The organism is Roseovarius sp. MMSF_3359, assembly GCF_030733385.1.
GTDB lineage: Bacteria > Pseudomonadota > Alphaproteobacteria > Rhodobacterales > Rhodobacteraceae > Roseovarius.
The window spans coordinates 210,729-225,553 of sequence record NZ_JASHJC010000001.1 but is presented as its reverse complement, the minus strand read 5'-3'; the positions used below and the strand labels follow the sequence as shown (position 1 = coordinate 225,553).

Annotated in this window: 13 protein-coding genes; 5 read left to right on the top strand and 8 right to left on the bottom strand. The window is 61.2% G+C overall.

The window, feature by feature from the left end:
* Positions 1–5: 5 nt before the first annotated feature.
* Entirely contained in the window at positions 6–1,946 is a 1,941-nt protein-coding gene (locus tag RBB29_RS01090) for an extracellular solute-binding protein (RefSeq protein ID WP_371931391.1), read from the bottom strand.
* 182 nt (positions 1,947–2,128) lie between these two features.
* On the bottom strand, positions 2,129–3,325 hold the full coding sequence (locus RBB29_RS01085; protein ID WP_306121087.1) for a cytochrome c family protein: 1,197 nt from the start codon (positions 3,323–3,325) through the stop codon (positions 2,129–2,131).
* A gap of 104 nt (positions 3,326–3,429) precedes the next feature.
* On the opposite strand from RBB29_RS01085, the gene RBB29_RS01080 reads away from it, so the two are divergent.
* Positions 3,430–4,263: a prephenate dehydratase gene (locus tag RBB29_RS01080; protein ID WP_306113304.1), complete on the top strand. Its 834-nt coding sequence runs from the start codon at positions 3,430–3,432 to the stop codon at positions 4,261–4,263.
* 103 nt (positions 4,264–4,366) lie between these two features.
* On the opposite strand, the gene RBB29_RS01075 is transcribed toward RBB29_RS01080, so the two are convergent.
* On the bottom strand, positions 4,367–5,674 hold the full coding sequence (locus tag RBB29_RS01075) for an HlyD family type I secretion periplasmic adaptor subunit (protein ID WP_306113303.1): 1,308 nt from the start codon (positions 5,672–5,674) through the stop codon (positions 4,367–4,369).
* On the bottom strand, positions 5,671–7,404 hold the full coding sequence (locus tag RBB29_RS01070) for a type I secretion system permease/ATPase (RefSeq protein WP_306113302.1): 1,734 nt from the start codon (positions 7,402–7,404) through the stop codon (positions 5,671–5,673). Before RBB29_RS01070 ends, RBB29_RS01075 begins: the two co-directional genes overlap by 4 nt.
* A 174-nt stretch (positions 7,405–7,578) precedes the next feature.
* Here RBB29_RS01070 and RBB29_RS01065 point away from each other — a divergent pair, with 174 nt between their 5' ends.
* The 3 genes from RBB29_RS01065 to RBB29_RS01055 all read left to right on the top strand — a co-directional run bounded on the left by RBB29_RS01065 (position 7,579) and on the right by RBB29_RS01055 (position 10,084).
* Entirely contained in the window at positions 7,579–8,385 is an 807-nt protein-coding gene (locus RBB29_RS01065; protein WP_306113301.1) for a VacJ family lipoprotein, read from the top strand.
* The gene (locus tag RBB29_RS01060; RefSeq protein WP_306113300.1) at positions 8,366–8,980 is read left to right on the top strand and encodes a phospholipid-binding protein MlaC; all 615 of its coding nucleotides are present in this window, start codon (positions 8,366–8,368) and stop codon (positions 8,978–8,980) included. The genes RBB29_RS01065 and RBB29_RS01060 overlap by 20 nt, the downstream gene beginning before the upstream one ends.
* Positions 8,981–9,142: 162 nt before the next feature.
* A complete protein-coding gene (locus RBB29_RS01055) occupies positions 9,143–10,084 on the top strand; it encodes an aminotransferase class IV (protein ID WP_306113299.1) in 942 nt (313 codons plus the stop codon).
* Positions 10,085–10,099: 15 nt separating this feature from the next.
* Here the strand turns inward: RBB29_RS01055 and RBB29_RS01050 are convergent, their stop codons facing one another.
* The 3 genes from RBB29_RS01050 to RBB29_RS01040 form a co-directional block, all read right to left on the bottom strand.
* The gene (locus RBB29_RS01050; RefSeq protein WP_306113528.1) at positions 10,100–10,972 is read right to left on the bottom strand and encodes a DMT family transporter; all 873 of its coding nucleotides are present in this window, start codon (positions 10,970–10,972) and stop codon (positions 10,100–10,102) included.
* A 43-nt stretch (positions 10,973–11,015) separates the two neighbouring features.
* Positions 11,016–11,564: a DUF2585 family protein gene (locus RBB29_RS01045; protein ID WP_306121086.1), complete on the bottom strand. Its 549-nt coding sequence runs from the start codon at positions 11,562–11,564 to the stop codon at positions 11,016–11,018.
* 67 nt (positions 11,565–11,631) lie between these two features.
* On the bottom strand, positions 11,632–12,888 hold the full coding sequence (locus RBB29_RS01040; protein ID WP_306113297.1) for a D-amino acid dehydrogenase: 1,257 nt from the start codon (positions 12,886–12,888) through the stop codon (positions 11,632–11,634).
* A gap of 285 nt (positions 12,889–13,173) precedes the next feature.
* Between RBB29_RS01040 and RBB29_RS01035 the strand changes: the two genes are divergently transcribed.
* Positions 13,174–13,983 carry a division plane positioning ATPase MipZ gene (locus RBB29_RS01035; RefSeq protein WP_306113296.1) on the top strand — a complete coding sequence of 270 codons (810 nt, stop codon included), beginning with the start codon at positions 13,174–13,176 and terminating at the stop codon, positions 13,981–13,983.
* A gap of 609 nt (positions 13,984–14,592) precedes the next feature.
* Here RBB29_RS01035 and rpmE read toward each other — a convergent pair.
* Complete coding sequence (rpmE, locus tag RBB29_RS01030) at positions 14,593–14,814, bottom strand: 50S ribosomal protein L31 (RefSeq protein ID WP_306113295.1); 222 nt, start codon at positions 14,812–14,814, stop codon at positions 14,593–14,595.
* Positions 14,815–14,825: the final 11 nt, after the last annotated feature.

The following is a 14,825-nucleotide window of genomic DNA, read 5'->3' as shown; positions in this document are numbered from 1 at the left end:
GGCGGTTACCTCAGCGCGCCCGACGCCCTGAGCGCCTCGGCCTTCTCGGCATCAAACCACCAGAAATCGAGCGACCCCAGGGCAAATGGCGGCTGCTCGTCGGGGTGATCATACATGTCCCAATAGGCCACCCAGTGGTCGGGTTTGTAGCCATCGGGAATAATGACGAACGCATCGCGCAGCGCCCGGTCTAGCGCCATGATGCTGGCATCTTCCTCCTGCTGATTTTTCGTGTGCAGGGATTCCTCGATGATCGCATCGACGAGCGGGCTGGCCAGTCCTGCAGGGTTGAAGATCGAGTATTCCGCGTCGGCCGAGCCGAACCGCTGGATCAACCCCTGCCCCGTTCCGAGCAGCGACGGATAGGCATCGAACACCAGGTCATAGTCGAAATCGCGTTCCCGCTTGGTATATTGCGAGGAGTCAACCGCCTGCAATTCCGCGTCGATACCCAGTTGCCGGAGGTTCGCCATGAAGTTCTCGGCAATCGCCTTGTTCGACGGCGCCCCGGCGGCGTTCAGCAGGAATTCGAGGCGGAGGGTCTTGCCTTCGGCGTCACGCAACTGGCCGTCATCACCGACATCCCACCCGGCCTCGGACATCAGCTTGATCGCCTTGCGCAAGCTCTTACGCGGGAAAAGACGGTCCGCGTCCCCGGCGACCGGCACCCATGGCTCCTCGGTAAAGAACGTCTCGGGCACGATATCACCCAGCGACTTGAGGAACGCCAGTTCCTGACCCTCCGGCAGGCCTTTGGCCTCAAGATGGGTCCCGTCGGAATAGGATTTCTGCTGCGCGAAGAGACCGAAGAGCAGGGATTTGTTGGTCCACTCGAAATTGAAGGCCAGCGCGATGGCCTCGCGGACGCGCTTGTCCTTGAGGATATCCTTGCGCAGGTTGAACACGATCCCGGTCACGCCGGGCGGCGCACCGTCGGGCAATTGCTTCTTCACGACCCAGCCCTTGTCCATTGCCGGGAAATCGTATCCGGTGGCCCAGACCTTGGGGTCGCTTTCGGTGCGATAGGTGACCTCGCCGGCCTTGAACGCTTCGAACGCGGCGGTGGAATCCGCAAAATACTCCAGCCGGATACGGTCGAAATTGTGCCGTCCCTTGTTGATTGGCAGATCCCAGCCCCAATAATCCGGATTGCGTTCAAAGATCACCCGGCGGTTGGGGGTGACTTCCTTGATGACATAAGGGCCAGACCCCGGCGAGGTCTCCAGCCGGGGTTTGTCGAGCCGCGCGCCGGTTTCTTCGTACCATTTCTTGGACCAGACCGGCACGCCGCCCACCTGTTCGATCAGTGTCCGGCGCGAGATGCCCTCGGCAAAGGTGAACTTGATGGTGTGATCGTCGATCACCTCGGCCCCCGGGATCAACTTGCGCACCGCGTCGGCATAGGATTTCAACCCTTGGTCCAGCAGCAGGTTATGACTGAAAAGCACATCATGGGCGGTCACGGGTGTGCCATCGGAAAACCGTGCCTCGGGGCGCATGTGGAAGATCACCCAATCCTTGCTTTCGGGGTATTCGACCGTATGAGCCAGAAGCCCGTAAGCCTCCTTGTGCGAATCCGCAGGCAAGGTGCCGGAGCCTGCCAGGATCTCGCCCATCAGGCTTTCATACATCACCGTCGAGAGGGCCGAGGCGCGCCCGCTGCGTGAATAGGGGTTCATCGAATCGAACGTGCCGGACAGTGCGATGGAGATTTCGCCGCCCTTCGGAGCATCGGGATTGACGTAGTTGAAATGGGGATAATCCGGCGGATAATTCAGATCGCCGAAATAGGAATACCCGTGACTGCGGGTGATGTTTTCGTCCTGCGCCAGGGCCGCCTGCGCGACGAGTGCTGCGATCATCAGGCCCATCAGCGTGGCCGCGAATTTCAGGGATGCTTTTACCTCAAGCGCCCGAGCTTTGGCCCGCTGGCGTGGTCCGGTCATACTGATCTCCTCTTTCCCGCCTCTTGATGTGGGATCACGACGGTTGAAAGCAAGCTAAAGGAGGCAGGGGCCGCTGTTCAAGCGCGGAAAGTTGAACCGGCGTGAATTCCGCCGGCATTTGCCATGAAAAAAGCCGCCCGTCCGGCAAGACAGGCGGCCTTTCGCCATTCGAGATGGCGCTGTTACTGAGCGGCGCTCTGGATATAGGCGATCACGGCGGCGCGATCCTCTTCTTTCCGGAGGCCGGCAAAGCTCATCTTGGTGCCCGGCGCGTAGTCCTTGGGCTTTTCAAGAAAGGCACTCAGCTCGTCCGCGGTCCATGCCCCGTCGAGGCCCGCCAACGCGTCCGAATACTTGAACCCTTCGACATTCGCGATGTCCCGGTCAAGCAGGTTGTAGAGATGCGGGCCGACACGGTTTTTGCCGTCTTCCAGCGCATGGCAGGCCTTGCACTTCTTGAAAACCTTCTCGCCCTTGGCGACATCGGCGGCGGCGACCATCGCGGCAAAGCCCGAGGCTTCTTCTGCCGCGGGTTCGTCGGCGGCAGGCTCTTCTGCGGCCGGTTCTTCAGCAGCAGGTTCCTCAGCCGCGGCAACGTCTTCTGACGCGGGCTCTTCGGCCGCCGGTTCCTCTGCTGCGGGCTCCTCTGCGGCTGCCACATCTGTTGCTTCCTCGGTAGCCTCTTCCGCCGCCGCCTCAGCTTCGGGCGTGGGGGCGGTTTCGGTCACCGTAGGCTCTTCCGCGGTTACTTCCGCCGCGGCGGTTTCTTCGCTCGCGGGCTGCTCTTCCACGGCGGCCTCTTCCTCGGCTGCAGGCTCCGGCGCAGCCATCTCATAGGTATCGCCATCAAGCTGATCGAGATAGGCGATCACGTTGATCCGGTCCGTGGCCTTCTTCAGACCGGAAAAGCCCATCGACGTACCGGGAGTATATCCCTTGGGGTTTTCAAGGAAAGCGTCCAGCGTTTCAGGCGTCCAGACGTCCACAACGGGTTTCAGCGCGCCGGAGTAACCAAAGCCGGCGGCCGATGACACATCACGACCGACGACACCATAGAGGTAGGGACCGGTCGCATTGGCGCCCTCTTCCAGCTTGTGGCAGGCCTTACACTTGCCAAAAACCTTGGCGCCCTTCTCGACATCTGCAGCCGCCCAAAGTTCTGCCAGCGAGGGGCCTTCCTCGGCTGCTGCGGCGCCGTCATCGTCTGATCCGGTGTCGATCACATAAGCCTGACCGTGGCCGTCGCCGTGGCCGTGGCCAGTTGTGTAAAGCAACTCGCCCGCCCATTTACCCATCAGAAAGATCAGCAACGCCCCGCAAAGGCTGCCAACGGCTTTGGTAAGTGTCATCGTGTCGAACATCGATCGGCCCGCTTTCATATGAATCTTTGTCTGGTATCTATCCGCTTCCCCTAGACGGGCGCAAGGTGTAGTTTCCGCGACCAAACGCCCGACCGGCACGAAATTGACAGGAAACGCCGTAAATGACCAAGCGCATTGCCTTTCAGGGCGAGCTGGGTGCCTATTCGCACCAGGCTTGCCACGAAACTTATCCCGATCTGGAGGCCCTGCCCTGCCGCACCTTCGAAGACGCGATTGCCGCCGTGCGCGAGGGGCGTGCCGAGCTGGCCATGCTGCCGGTCGAGAACTCGACCTTTGGCCGGGTGGCGGACATTCATCACCTGCTGCCGGAAAGCGGCCTGCATATAATTGCCGAGGCTTTCGTTCGCGTGCACATCAACCTTCTGGCCCTGCCGGGGACCAAGCTGTCGCAGGTCAAATCAGCGATGAGTCACACGATGTTGCTGGGCCAGTGCCGCGATTACCTTGCGCAGCACGGCATTCAGCGGGTCACCGGTGCGGATACCGCCGGATCGGCCCATCACGTCGCCGAAGCTGGCGATCCGACCATGGCGGCGCTGGCCAGCGAGCTTGCGGGCGAGATCTATGGTCTGGATGTGCTGGCGCGCCATATCGAGGATGAGGGCAACAACACGACCCGCTTCCTGGTGATGTCGCGCGAGCCGGATTATTCGCAGCGCGGCAACGACGGGATGATGACCACCTTCGTGTTCCAGGTCCGCAACATTCCCGCCGCGCTTTACAAGGCGATGGGCGGGTTTGCGACCAACGGCGTGAACATGACCAAGCTCGAAAGCTACATGGTCGGCGGCTCCTTCTCGGCCACACAATTCTACGCGGATATCGAGGGGCATCCCGAAGATGACCACGTCAAGCTGGCGCTCGAAGAACTGGACTATTTCACGTCGCAGGTGACCATGCTGGGCGTCTACCCGGCCGATCCCAAGCGCCACTGACCGCCACACGCCACCCCGGAAACGGGCCAGACGAGCGGACCGCCCCGGTGCAGCGGTTGCGGCAAGGCCGCCAGGTCATCAAGCCCGGCGGCCTGCCAATATGCTATTCGCGGAAAGCCTTGGTGAAATAGTCGGTCAGCGGCTTCGTCAGATAGGCCAGCGGCGTGCGATCCTCGGTACGGATGAACGCCTCGACCGGCATGCCGGGGATCAATACGGCGTCCTCGGGCAGACGGTCCTGCTCCCCTTCGCTGAGCGCGATTTCCGCCCGGTAGAAGGAAAGCTGCTGGCGTTCATCCTGGAACGCATCGGCTGAAATCTGCACGACCTGTCCCTTGAGTTCGGGCGTGGTGCGTTGATCCAGCGCCGAGAACCGCAGGTTCACCTCCTGACCGATGCTGAGCTTGTCGATATGGATCGGCTCGATCCGCGCGTTGATGATAAGCGGCCGGTCCTGCGGCACGATGTAGAGCACCGGATCGGCGGGCCGGATGACCGACCTGAGCGCGAAGACCTGCAGGTCGTAGACGATGCCCGAAACCGGCGCGGTGATGTCCAGACGGTCCAACTGCTCGATCAGGGCCAGACGCTGCTCTCGCAGTTCCAACTCGCGATATTGCAGATCGCGCAGACGGGTAATCGCATCCTCGCGGCGGCCGGTGCCGAGCTTCAGGATTTCGATGTCAATCTCGGTGATCCGTCCCCCGGCCTGCGCCTTTTGCGCCTCCAGATCCCCCATCGTCCCGCTCAGCCGCGCCTCTTCCCGCTGCAGGCTCAGAACACGGGCGGCCTGCGCCAAACCCTGATCCAGCAGGCGTTGCTGATCGGTGAGTTCCTCCGAAATCAGCTCAAGCTGCTTTTTCAACGCGACCTGCTGCGCCTCGATCCCTTCGATCTGGTTGGCGATCTGACCGCGTCGTTTCTCAAGCTGGTCGATCTCATTGACGGTTGATTCCGCCCGCGCCGCCATCAGACGCTTCTGACCGGCGATCAGGTCCGGCACATCAGGGTTGGTCTTGGCGGCCTCAAGCACAAGCGGATCAAAGGTGATCGTGTCACGCTCATCGCGTTCGGCCTCCAGGCGCCCGCGGCGGGACATCAATTCGTAAAGCTGGCTTTCATTGATCGCGAGCTGCGATTTCAATTGCGTATCATCAAGCCGGATCATCACATCGCCGGCTTCGACGGTGGCGCCCTCATCGACCATGATCTCGGCCACGACACCGCCATCGGGGTGCTGGACGACCTGCCGGTTCTGATCCACTTCGATCCGCCCCCCGGCGATGATCGCGCCCGAGATGTTGGTGGCGACCGCCCAGGTGCCGAACCCGCCGACCAGGATGAAAAGGCCCAGAAGGCCGATGGTCATTGGCCGACGCGCGGACCAGGCGTTCTTGTTGCCGTCGCTCATTGCACACCTCCCGGCCCGGCCGATTGCGTGATTTCGGAATGGTTCTTGACCACGTCTTTCAATACCTTTTCCTTGGGTCCATAGGCCCTGAGCGCGCCCATCTCCAGCATCAGGAGCATGTCGCATTCCTTGATCGCCGCCGGACGGTGCGCCATGATCAGGATGGCCTTGCCCTCGGCCTTCATGCCGCGAATGGCGGTGTTCACTGCCTCGCTGCCCTCGTTGTCGAGGTTCGAGTTGGGCTCATCCAGCACCAGGATCACCGGATCGCCATACATCGCCCGCGCAAGCCCGATCCGCTGCATCTGCCCGCCCGAGAGCTTTCCGCCCGCCGAGCTGACGCGCGTGTCATATCCGTTGGGCAACTTCAGGATCATTTCATGCGCATCGGCCTTTTTCGCGGCGATGACCACCTGTTCGGCATCGGGGGATTGCGACAGCTTGGCGATGTTCTCCGCGATGGTACCGTCGAATAGCTGCACCCGCTGCGGCAAGTAACCGATATGCTGGCCCAGAACCTCCGGCGCGAACTGCTCCAGCGCGGCTCCATCCAGTCGGATCTTGCCGCCCGCACAGCGCCATGTGCCGGTCAATGCCCGCGCAAGCGTCGATTTGCCGGCACCGGACGCGCCGATCACACCGACCGCCTGACCCGGCTGCACGGTGAAGGTCACGCCCTTGAGCGCCGGTTGGCGCTCGCCCGGCGGGACAACCGATGCTTGTTGAACTTCGAGAAGCGCGCGGGGCTTGGGCAGCGGTGTACGCGGCTGCTCCGGGGGGACCTGACCCAGCAGACCGGCAAGACTGTCCCAGCCCTTCATCGCACGCTGCACCAGTGCCCATTGGCCGATGGATTGTTCGATGGGGGCCAATGCCCGCCCCAGAAGGATCGACCCGGCGATCATCGCACCCGGCGTCAATTCGTTCTGTAGCACCAGATAGGCGCCCAGACCCAGCATTGCCGATTGCAGGAAAAGCCGGAATGTCTTGGTGCCGGTGGTGAAGGTACCGCCCAGGTCGGCGGAATGGATCTGCTCCTGCAGTGCCTTTTCGCGAGCGATCTGCCAGCGATCGAAGGCGGCTTCGCGCATCCCCATTGCCTGCACCATCTCGGCCTCGGACCGGATCTGGGTCGAAATCGCCTCGGCATCGACCGACGCCGTATTGGCCTTGGCGAGGGGTCGTTTGGTCACCAATTGGTTGATCAGTGTCACCACGATCAGGATGCCGCCCCCCGTCAGCGCAAGCGTGCCAAGCCAGGGATGGAAGATCCAGATCCCGGCGAGGAAAAACGGCGTCCAGGGAATGTCGAAAATCGCGGTGAGAACCGGCGAACTCAATAGGCGTTGAATCGCCTCCAGGTCGCGCAAACCGGTTGCCGTGCTGCTGTCGGGGGCGACAGCGGACTTACGAATCACCGCGTCGAAAACCCGCCGATCCAGACGCGCTTGGAACCGCGCCGCGACCCGGCCCATGATTCGCCCGCGCGAATAGTCCAGAAGCCCCATCATCCCGTAGAGAAACACAACCAGAACCGACAAGGCGATCAGCGTCTCGACCGAACGGCTGCCCAGAACACGATCATAAACCTGCAGCATGTAAAGGGGGCCGGTCAGCATCAGAAGATTGGCGAAAAAGCCAAAAATTCCGACGAACCAGTATAAATGTCTGCTTTCCTTACGGGCGGCGCGCAGCTCTTCCCGGCCTGCTTCGAGTATTCTTTTGTCCATTTATTTCGTATTCCGCTCTTGTGCCCGTCAGAATGTGATTTCACTCTGGTTTCGCCTGCATTACAGGAAATGTCACCATTCTGCCACAACGAGGTGCGGATTTCCGTACCTATGCTGGGCTTTGAACTATGATAGGCTAAATAACGCCTCAAAGATTTAGGACCGGATAAGAAATTGCTGCCTTTCATCAAATCTCTTCGCCGCACGGCACGACCTGTGGCTGCGCTGGCCTGTCTCGGCATTCTCATGGCGTGTGCTCAACCTCAGCAGACCGTCAGCCGTGGTGAAACCCCTGACCCGTATGAAAAATTCAACCGGAAGGTGCACAAGTTCAACCGCGGCCTCGACCGCGCGCTGATCCGTCCGGCGGGTAAAGGCTATAGCGCGGCAATCCCGGATGACATTGAGACGGCCATCGGCCGGTTCGCGTTCAACCTGTCGATCCCAAGCGCCGTCGTGAACAACGTGCTGCAGGGCAACATGCGCGGCGCAATTCAGGACACGGCGCGGTTTGCGGTGAATTCGACCGTGGGTCTGGGCGGCTTCTTCGACCCGGCGAGCGAGATCAGCATGCCCGCCCCCACCGACGCTGATTTTGGCCAGACGCTTTATGTCTGGGGCGTAGCGGAAGGCAATTACGGCGAGGTGCCAGTCCTCGGGCCGGGAACCGATCGCCATATGGCGGGTAAAGTGGTGGATGTGTTTACCAATCCGCTGACTTACATACTGCCCGATCCCGAGAAGTACTATGGCACCGGTGCGTCGCTTGCCTCGCGGCTAAGTGATCGGGCCCGCTATTCCGATACCATCGATTCCGTCTTATATGAGAGCGAAGACAGCTACGCGGCGACACGATCACTTTATCTGCAAAATCGCCGCTTCAAACTGGACGGGGGCCGCAGTGACACCTATCAGGACCCCTATGACGAACTCTACGGAGTACCGAGTGAGGATCCTGCCAATGCTGCCACAGATCAGTAAACTGAACCGCCGTCATTTCATCGCCACCGGATTGTCGGCCGCAACCGTCGCCGCGCTGCCCCAGGGCGCGCTGGCCCTGACCGATGCCCGTGCGCGGGCGCTTGTCGACAGGGTTGTGGCGGATATCAACCGGGTTATCGGCTCGGGCAAGTCCCAATCCGCGATGATTTCCGATTTCGAGCGTATCTTCAGCCGTTATGCGGATGTGAACGTGATCGCCCGCTCGACCCTGGGCGCGGATTCGCGTCGGGCCAGCAATAGCCAGTTGCGTGCCTACACCAACGCCTTCAAGGGCTACGTCGCGCGCAAATACGGCAAACGCTTCCGCGAATTCATCGGCGGCAAGATCGAAGTGCACAAGGTCCGCAAGGTGAAATCCTGGCACGAGGTGGTTTCGACCGTCCAACTGCGCGGGTCGTCCCCCTTTGATGTGCGGTTCCTGGTCTCGGACCGGTCGGGCAAAGACCTGTTTTTCGACATGATCATCGAAGGCGTCAGCCTGCGCCTGAGCGAACGTACAGAAATCGGTGCCATGCTCGACCGGCGCAACGGCAATATCGACGCGCTGATCTCGGATCTCAAAAAGGCCGGCTGACGCGGCTCTGCTGGCCGGGCAGGGTCCCGGCCGCCAATCCCCCTGATGATCTTGTATTGTGCCTGCAAATCGGGTCCAAAGGTCGTGCCGTCACCGTCGGGCGTTTGCTTCGGCAGTGGCCCGGCATCACCGCATCTCGCCCCTTTAGTGAAGACCTTGACCATGACCGATCATCCCCCCAGCCATTCCACCCATGACGCCGAGGAAGACCTGCGCAACCGCGACCTCAAGATATTCCTCAATGGCAAGATCGTCCCGCGCGATCAGGCGGTGGTGTCGGTCTATGACAGCGGCTTCATGCTGGGCGATGGCATGTGGGAAGGCTTGCGGCTCTACAACGGCACCTGGGCGTTTTTCGACGAGCACATGGACCGGCTGTTCAATAGCTGCAAGTCTGTGTCGCTCGATATCGGGATGACCAAGGATGAGATCCTCGCGGCGCTCAACGCGACCGCAGAGGCCAATGGCATGACATCGGACGCCCATTGCCGCCTGATGATCACCCGTGGCCCCAAGGCGAAACCGTTCCAGCATCCGGCGCTGTCGCGATCCGGCCCGACGGTGGTGGCTATTCTTGAGCATTCCAAACCCGCCGAAAGCCTGATGAAAAAGGGCATCCGCCTGGCCACCGTCCCGCAGGTGCGCGGCCTGCCGATGAGCCAGGACGCGAAGTATAATAGTCATTCCAAGCTCAATTGCGTCATCGCCTGTCTGCAAGCCGAGCAGGCCGGTGCGGATGAGGCGCTGATGCTTGATCCGCATGGGTTCGTGAACACCACGAATGCCTGCAACTTCTTCATCGTGCGGCGCGGCGAGGTTTGGACCTCGACCGGCGATTACTGCATGAACGGCGTCACGCGGCAGAAGGTGATTGACCTCTGCCGCGCCAATGGCATCCCGGTGCATGAGAAGAACTACTCGCTCTACGAGGTCTATGGCGCGGATGAGGCATTTCTGACCGGCACGTTCGGCGCGCAAACCCCCGTGGCCTCGGTCGATGGCAAACCCATCGGCGATTCGGAGGGCGCAGGCCCGATGACCCAACGCATCCGCGGGCTCTATAAGGATCTGGTGCAACAGGAAACGCAAGGCGCCGCGGGCTGACCGCGCGCACGGCTATCAGGACGCCTGCGGCTCCCGCTTACGCAGCAGGACCACCAGGTTAGAGACGAAAAGCGCCCCAATGACGACCACGCCGCCGACCAAGGTCCAGGGTCCCGGATCCTCACCGATCACCAGCCAGACCAGCAGCGGGGCCAGTACCGATTCCAGCAGGATCAGGAGAGAGACTTCTGCCGAGCTGATGTATCGCGGCCCCATTGTCAGGAAGCAGGTTGCCACCGCGATGAAGACACCGTGGCCGGTGAAAAGCCCCCATTGCGCCGGGAAGACCGCAAAGGGGGCCACGAAAGGCCACATCACCAGGGCCGAGCCGATATAGGCGATCGGGATGGCGGGGATCATCGAGATTTCCTTGACCATGCGCACCGCCGTCAACGCGCCGGAATAGGCGATGGTCACGTAAAGCGCCCAGATATCGCCCTTCCACGAGGCAATTTCCGATTCTTCGGACCCGTAGGCGATGATCCCGAGCCCCACAAGCACGACGGCCATCGTCACGACCATGCGCCTCCGGATCGGCTCGCCCAGGAAAATAAGGCTGAAAATCGCGGAAAAGACCGGCATGGAGGCAAAGATGAACACCACATTGGCCACGCTTGTCTGCGTGACCGCCAGCACGAAACCCGGTGCGGTCGAGCCGATCAGGAACATGTAGATGATGCCGGGCAGACCGCTTTTCAGCACCTCGCGAAAGCCGCGCGTGCCTTGAACGATCAGCAGACCAAGAAGGATGAACACCCCCGACGTCATCCCCCGCCAGAAGGCCACGACCAGCGGATCGGCTTCGATCAGGCGCACGAAAAGCGAATCCGGGACGACGAAAAGCACCCCGAGCGTGGTCAGCAATATTCCTTTGGCATGATCGTTCATGGTCGAAATCTGTGCGGGCATTCGGCGGGAAAGTAAAGTGGCGTCAAACCCCTGCCTGCCAGTCGCGGATGATGTCGAGCGGGTAGAGCAGCATGACAACGTTGAGCGCCAGCCCGTCGCGGATGATTGCCATGGTCAGTACCTCGAACCCGATCACGATGGCGAAACTGGCCCAGACCGGCAACCGGCGCGCCAGCCAGAACCCAACCAGCATCGCGGCAATGTCGGAGGCGGAATTGAGCACACTGTCGCCATAATAATCGAGCGAGATTGTCACCTCGCGGTAGCGTTCGATCACCGCGTTGGTGTTTTCGGCAATCTCCCACGCGCATTCGACGATAGTGGCAATGACCAGCCGCCAACCGAGCGGCATCCGCCGCACCACCAGCCAGAGCGCTGCGTAGAAGATGAACCCGTGGAGCAGATGGCTGGGCGTGTACCAGTCAAAGAGCTGCTGCGATCCCTCGTTGGTACCGACGGTCCCCCAAAGGTCGATATGCCCGCATTGACACCACGGCACACGACCCATCCAGAGCAGCGTCACAAGCGTGGCCAGAACGACGGCGGCCGTCACCAGGTAAGGGATACGCATTTCACCATTCATGACCGGGTTTGAATCACAGAAACACGGGTCTGTCCATGCCCGGTCACGCAAGGGCTTAGGCGTATCTCTCCGCTGTCAGGCCATCGAAGGAGATATCCGGCTGACGCTCGAGCACAGCATCGGCCACCGCGCGCCCCGATCCGCAGGCCATTGTCCAGCCCAGCGTCCCGTGACCGGTGTTCAGAAAGAGGTTATCATATTGCGTCCCGCCCAGAATGGGGGTGCCATCGGGGGTCATGGGCCGAAGGCCGGTCCATCCCTCCGCCTGGCTGATATCGCCGCCGCCGGGGAAGAGATCGCCAATGACATGTTTCACCGTGTCGGTCGCATGTGGCCCCAGGCGGTTGGAATAGCCGGCGATTTCGGCGGTGCCTGCCACGCGGATCCGGTCGCCAAGCCGGGTGATCGCGACCTTGTGGGTCTCATCCATCAGCGTCGATTGCGGGGCCTTGGCGTCATCGACAACCGGCAGCGTGACCGAGTAGCCCTTGACCGGATAGACCGGCAGTTTCAACCCGATGGGTTTGAGGATGCGCGGGGCATAGCTGCCCAGGGCGCAGACATATTTGTCACCGGTGATGCGACCGGCCAATTCCGTATCGACACCCGCCACGCGGCCGTTTTCCACCGCGATGGCGCGGATCGACTGGCCGTATTGAAACTGAACGCCAAGTTCCGCCGCCTTTTCCGCCAGCGCAATGGTGAACATGCGGCAGTCACCCGTCCGGTCCGCGGTCAGGCGCAGACCACCGACGAACTTGTCGCGCACATTGGCCAGGGCCGGTTCCGCCGCGATGCACCCGTCGCGATCGAGCTCTTCGAAGGGGCTGTCGAACTCCGAGAGGATTTCCTGATCCGCGCGGGATCCCTTGAGCTGCTTCGAGGTCCGAAAAAGCTGCAGCGTACCCTGCGCCCGGCCGTCATATTCGATGCCTGTTTCCGCGATCAGATCAGGCATCACGTCGCGGCTGTAGTTCGAAATCCGCACCATGCGCGATTTGTTGATGGCATAGCTCTCCGCATTGCAGTTGCGGATCATCTGCACCGACCACATCCACATGGTCGGGCTGATAAGCGGCCAGATGAAAAGCGGGCGGCGTTTCATGAAAAGCCATTTGATCGCCTTCACCGGAATACCCGGCGCGGCCCACGGGGAGGTCATCCCGTATGACAATTCTCCGGCGTTGGCATAGCTGGTTTCCTGCCCCGGTCCGGCTTGCCGGTCCAGCACGACAACCTCTGCGCCCTGCTTGGCCAGGTAGTAAGCGGTGGTCACACCGATCACGCCCGCGCCCATTACCACAACCTTCATTTGACCAGCCCTTTCGCCAGTGGAGAAAAATTAATCGCTCATGCCGACAAATGCGCCAAAGAACAATTGCAAGTTCAGCATAGCAGACCTGTGGAATTCGCCGTAGGGTCCGTTGCGGGCCAACATACACCCCATCCCGGCGCCGACTGTTGCATGTGATCACGGTCGCGGAAATTCCTGCCTGATTTCCCGGCCCTGATCGGCGTCTTCCCTTTCCAAGCGCGACGCGCGCCGATAATGTGCCGCAAAATAACGGGGCAAAGAGCAGATCCAGGGGAACGGGACATGGCGCACATCATTGTCGTCGGGAACGAAAAAGGCGGGGCAGGCAAATCCACCGTCTCGATGCACGTGGCGACCGCCCTGGCGCGGATGGGCCACAAGGTCAGCGCGCTTGATCTGGACCTGCGGCAGAAAACCTTTGGCCGGTACGCGGCGAACCGCGCCCGGTTTCTTGAAAAATCCGGTCTCAACCTGCCGGGCCCGCATTACCACGACCTGCCCGAGGTGGACCCCGCCGTGCTCCGCCCCGGTGAAAATGTTTATGACCGGCGTCTGTCGGCAGCGGTGGCGGAGCTAGAGGCCGATAGCGATTTCATCATCATCGACTGCCCCGGCTCCCATACCCGGTTGAGCCAGGTGGCCCATTCGCTCGCCGATACGCTGGTCACGCCTCTCAACGACAGTTTCATTGATTTCGACCTGCTGGCCCATGTGGATGTGGACGGGCGCAAGATCCTTGGGCCATCGGTCTATTCCGAAATGGTCTGGAACGCGCGACAGCTTCGGGCGCAGGCGGGATTGCAGCCGATCGACTGGATCGTCGTGCGTAACCGGCTGGGGGCGCAGCAGATGGTCAACAAGCAGAAGATGGGTGAAGCGATCGAGAACCTGGCTAAGCGCATCGGGTTTCGCACCGCGCCAGGCTTCAACGAGCGGGTGATCTTCCGCGAGCTCTTCCCGCGCGGCCTGACGCTGCTGGACCTGAAGGATATCGGTGTCAAAGGCCTGAACATCTCCAACGTCGCCGCCCGGCAGGAACTCAGGGAGTTGATCAAGGCGCTCGAGCTCCCGGGCGTCACGGTGGATTTCTGAAGTAACCAGCAGCGTTGCGGACGAAGCTGTCCCTCGATCGCAATTGAAATAGAGGGCATCGCCCGACCGCGGGTGGGCGCACCCAAGTGGTTCATCGCACTTTATGGTGACGTATCCCTCCAACAATCGTTGGGGTTGAAACCGTGACGAAGCGCCCGCCCATGGGGCGGTCGGGCGCTGCCCGGCGGTGCTCCGCACCTTGATTCCGGGCTGGGTGCTATGTCTGCAACGGGCTAAAAGCGGTCATCTGACGCAAATAGTTGGTCAATTTTGCACTAAATGGCGGCTAAGCGGACGAAGCGGACATCCACGAACAAGCCGCGCTATCGCCAGACCGTGGGGTGGCGATCAACCGTTGTGCGACGCACTTTATCTTTGCCGAATCCGAAATCGCCGTGATTCAGTACGCAACCTCTCCAAATCGCCAGCCCTTGCGGGCGGTCTGGCGATCGCGCGGCGGCGCTACGCGCCTTGATTCCGCGCGGGGTTCGAACTCGACTGTCCGCAATGGGCTCAAAGCGGACATCCAACTGTCTCACCAACAAGACAAGAGAAAACGCCGCTCCGGGGTCGGGAACGGCGCCTCTGGTTTCGTCATGCAGGTTGGGATCAGAAGCCCAGGCCGGCGTATTTGTTCTTGAACTTCGACACGCGGCCACCGGCGTCCATCAGGCGGGTGCCGCCACCGGTCCACGCGGGGTGAACGGTCGGGTCGATATCGAGGTTCAGCTGTTCGCCTTCCGCGCCATAGGTCGAGCGGGTCTGGAACACGGTACCATCGGTCATCTTGACATCGATGATGTGATACTCGGGATGGATGTCTTTTTTCATCTCGTCAGATC

What these genes read in the sequence shown, in the direction of transcription:
- RBB29_RS01075 (WP_306113303.1), bottom strand. Translation starts at nt 5,674, where the DNA reads ATGAGCGACGGCAACAAGAACGCCTGGTCCGCGCGTCGGCCAATGACC.
- RBB29_RS01050 (WP_306113528.1), bottom strand. Translation starts at nt 10,972, where the DNA reads ATGAACGATCATGCCAAAGGAATATTGCTGACCACGCTCGGGGTGCTT.
- RBB29_RS01060 (WP_306113300.1), top strand. Translation starts at nt 8,366, where the DNA reads ATGCTGCCACAGATCAGTAAACTGAACCGCCGTCATTTCATCGCCACC.
- RBB29_RS01070 (WP_306113302.1), bottom strand. Translation starts at nt 7,404, where the DNA reads ATGGACAAAAGAATACTCGAAGCAGGCCGGGAAGAGCTGCGCGCCGCC.
- RBB29_RS01035 (WP_306113296.1), top strand. Translation starts at nt 13,174, where the DNA reads ATGGCGCACATCATTGTCGTCGGGAACGAAAAAGGCGGGGCAGGCAAA.
- RBB29_RS01080 (WP_306113304.1), top strand. Translation starts at nt 3,430, where the DNA reads ATGACCAAGCGCATTGCCTTTCAGGGCGAGCTGGGTGCCTATTCGCAC.
- RBB29_RS01090 (WP_371931391.1), bottom strand. Translation starts at nt 1,946, where the DNA reads ATGACCGGACCACGCCAGCGGGCCAAAGCTCGGGCGCTTGAGGTAAAA.
- RBB29_RS01085 (WP_306121087.1), bottom strand. Translation starts at nt 3,325, where the DNA reads ATGAAAGCGGGCCGATCGATGTTCGACACGATGACACTTACCAAAGCC.
- rpmE (WP_306113295.1), bottom strand. Translation starts at nt 14,814, where the DNA reads ATGAAAAAAGACATCCATCCCGAGTATCACATCATCGATGTCAAGATG.
- RBB29_RS01055 (WP_306113299.1), top strand. Translation starts at nt 9,143, where the DNA reads ATGACCGATCATCCCCCCAGCCATTCCACCCATGACGCCGAGGAAGAC.
- RBB29_RS01040 (WP_306113297.1), bottom strand. Translation starts at nt 12,888, where the DNA reads ATGAAGGTTGTGGTAATGGGCGCGGGCGTGATCGGTGTGACCACCGCT.
- RBB29_RS01045 (WP_306121086.1), bottom strand. Translation starts at nt 11,564, where the DNA reads ATGCGTATCCCTTACCTGGTGACGGCCGCCGTCGTTCTGGCCACGCTT.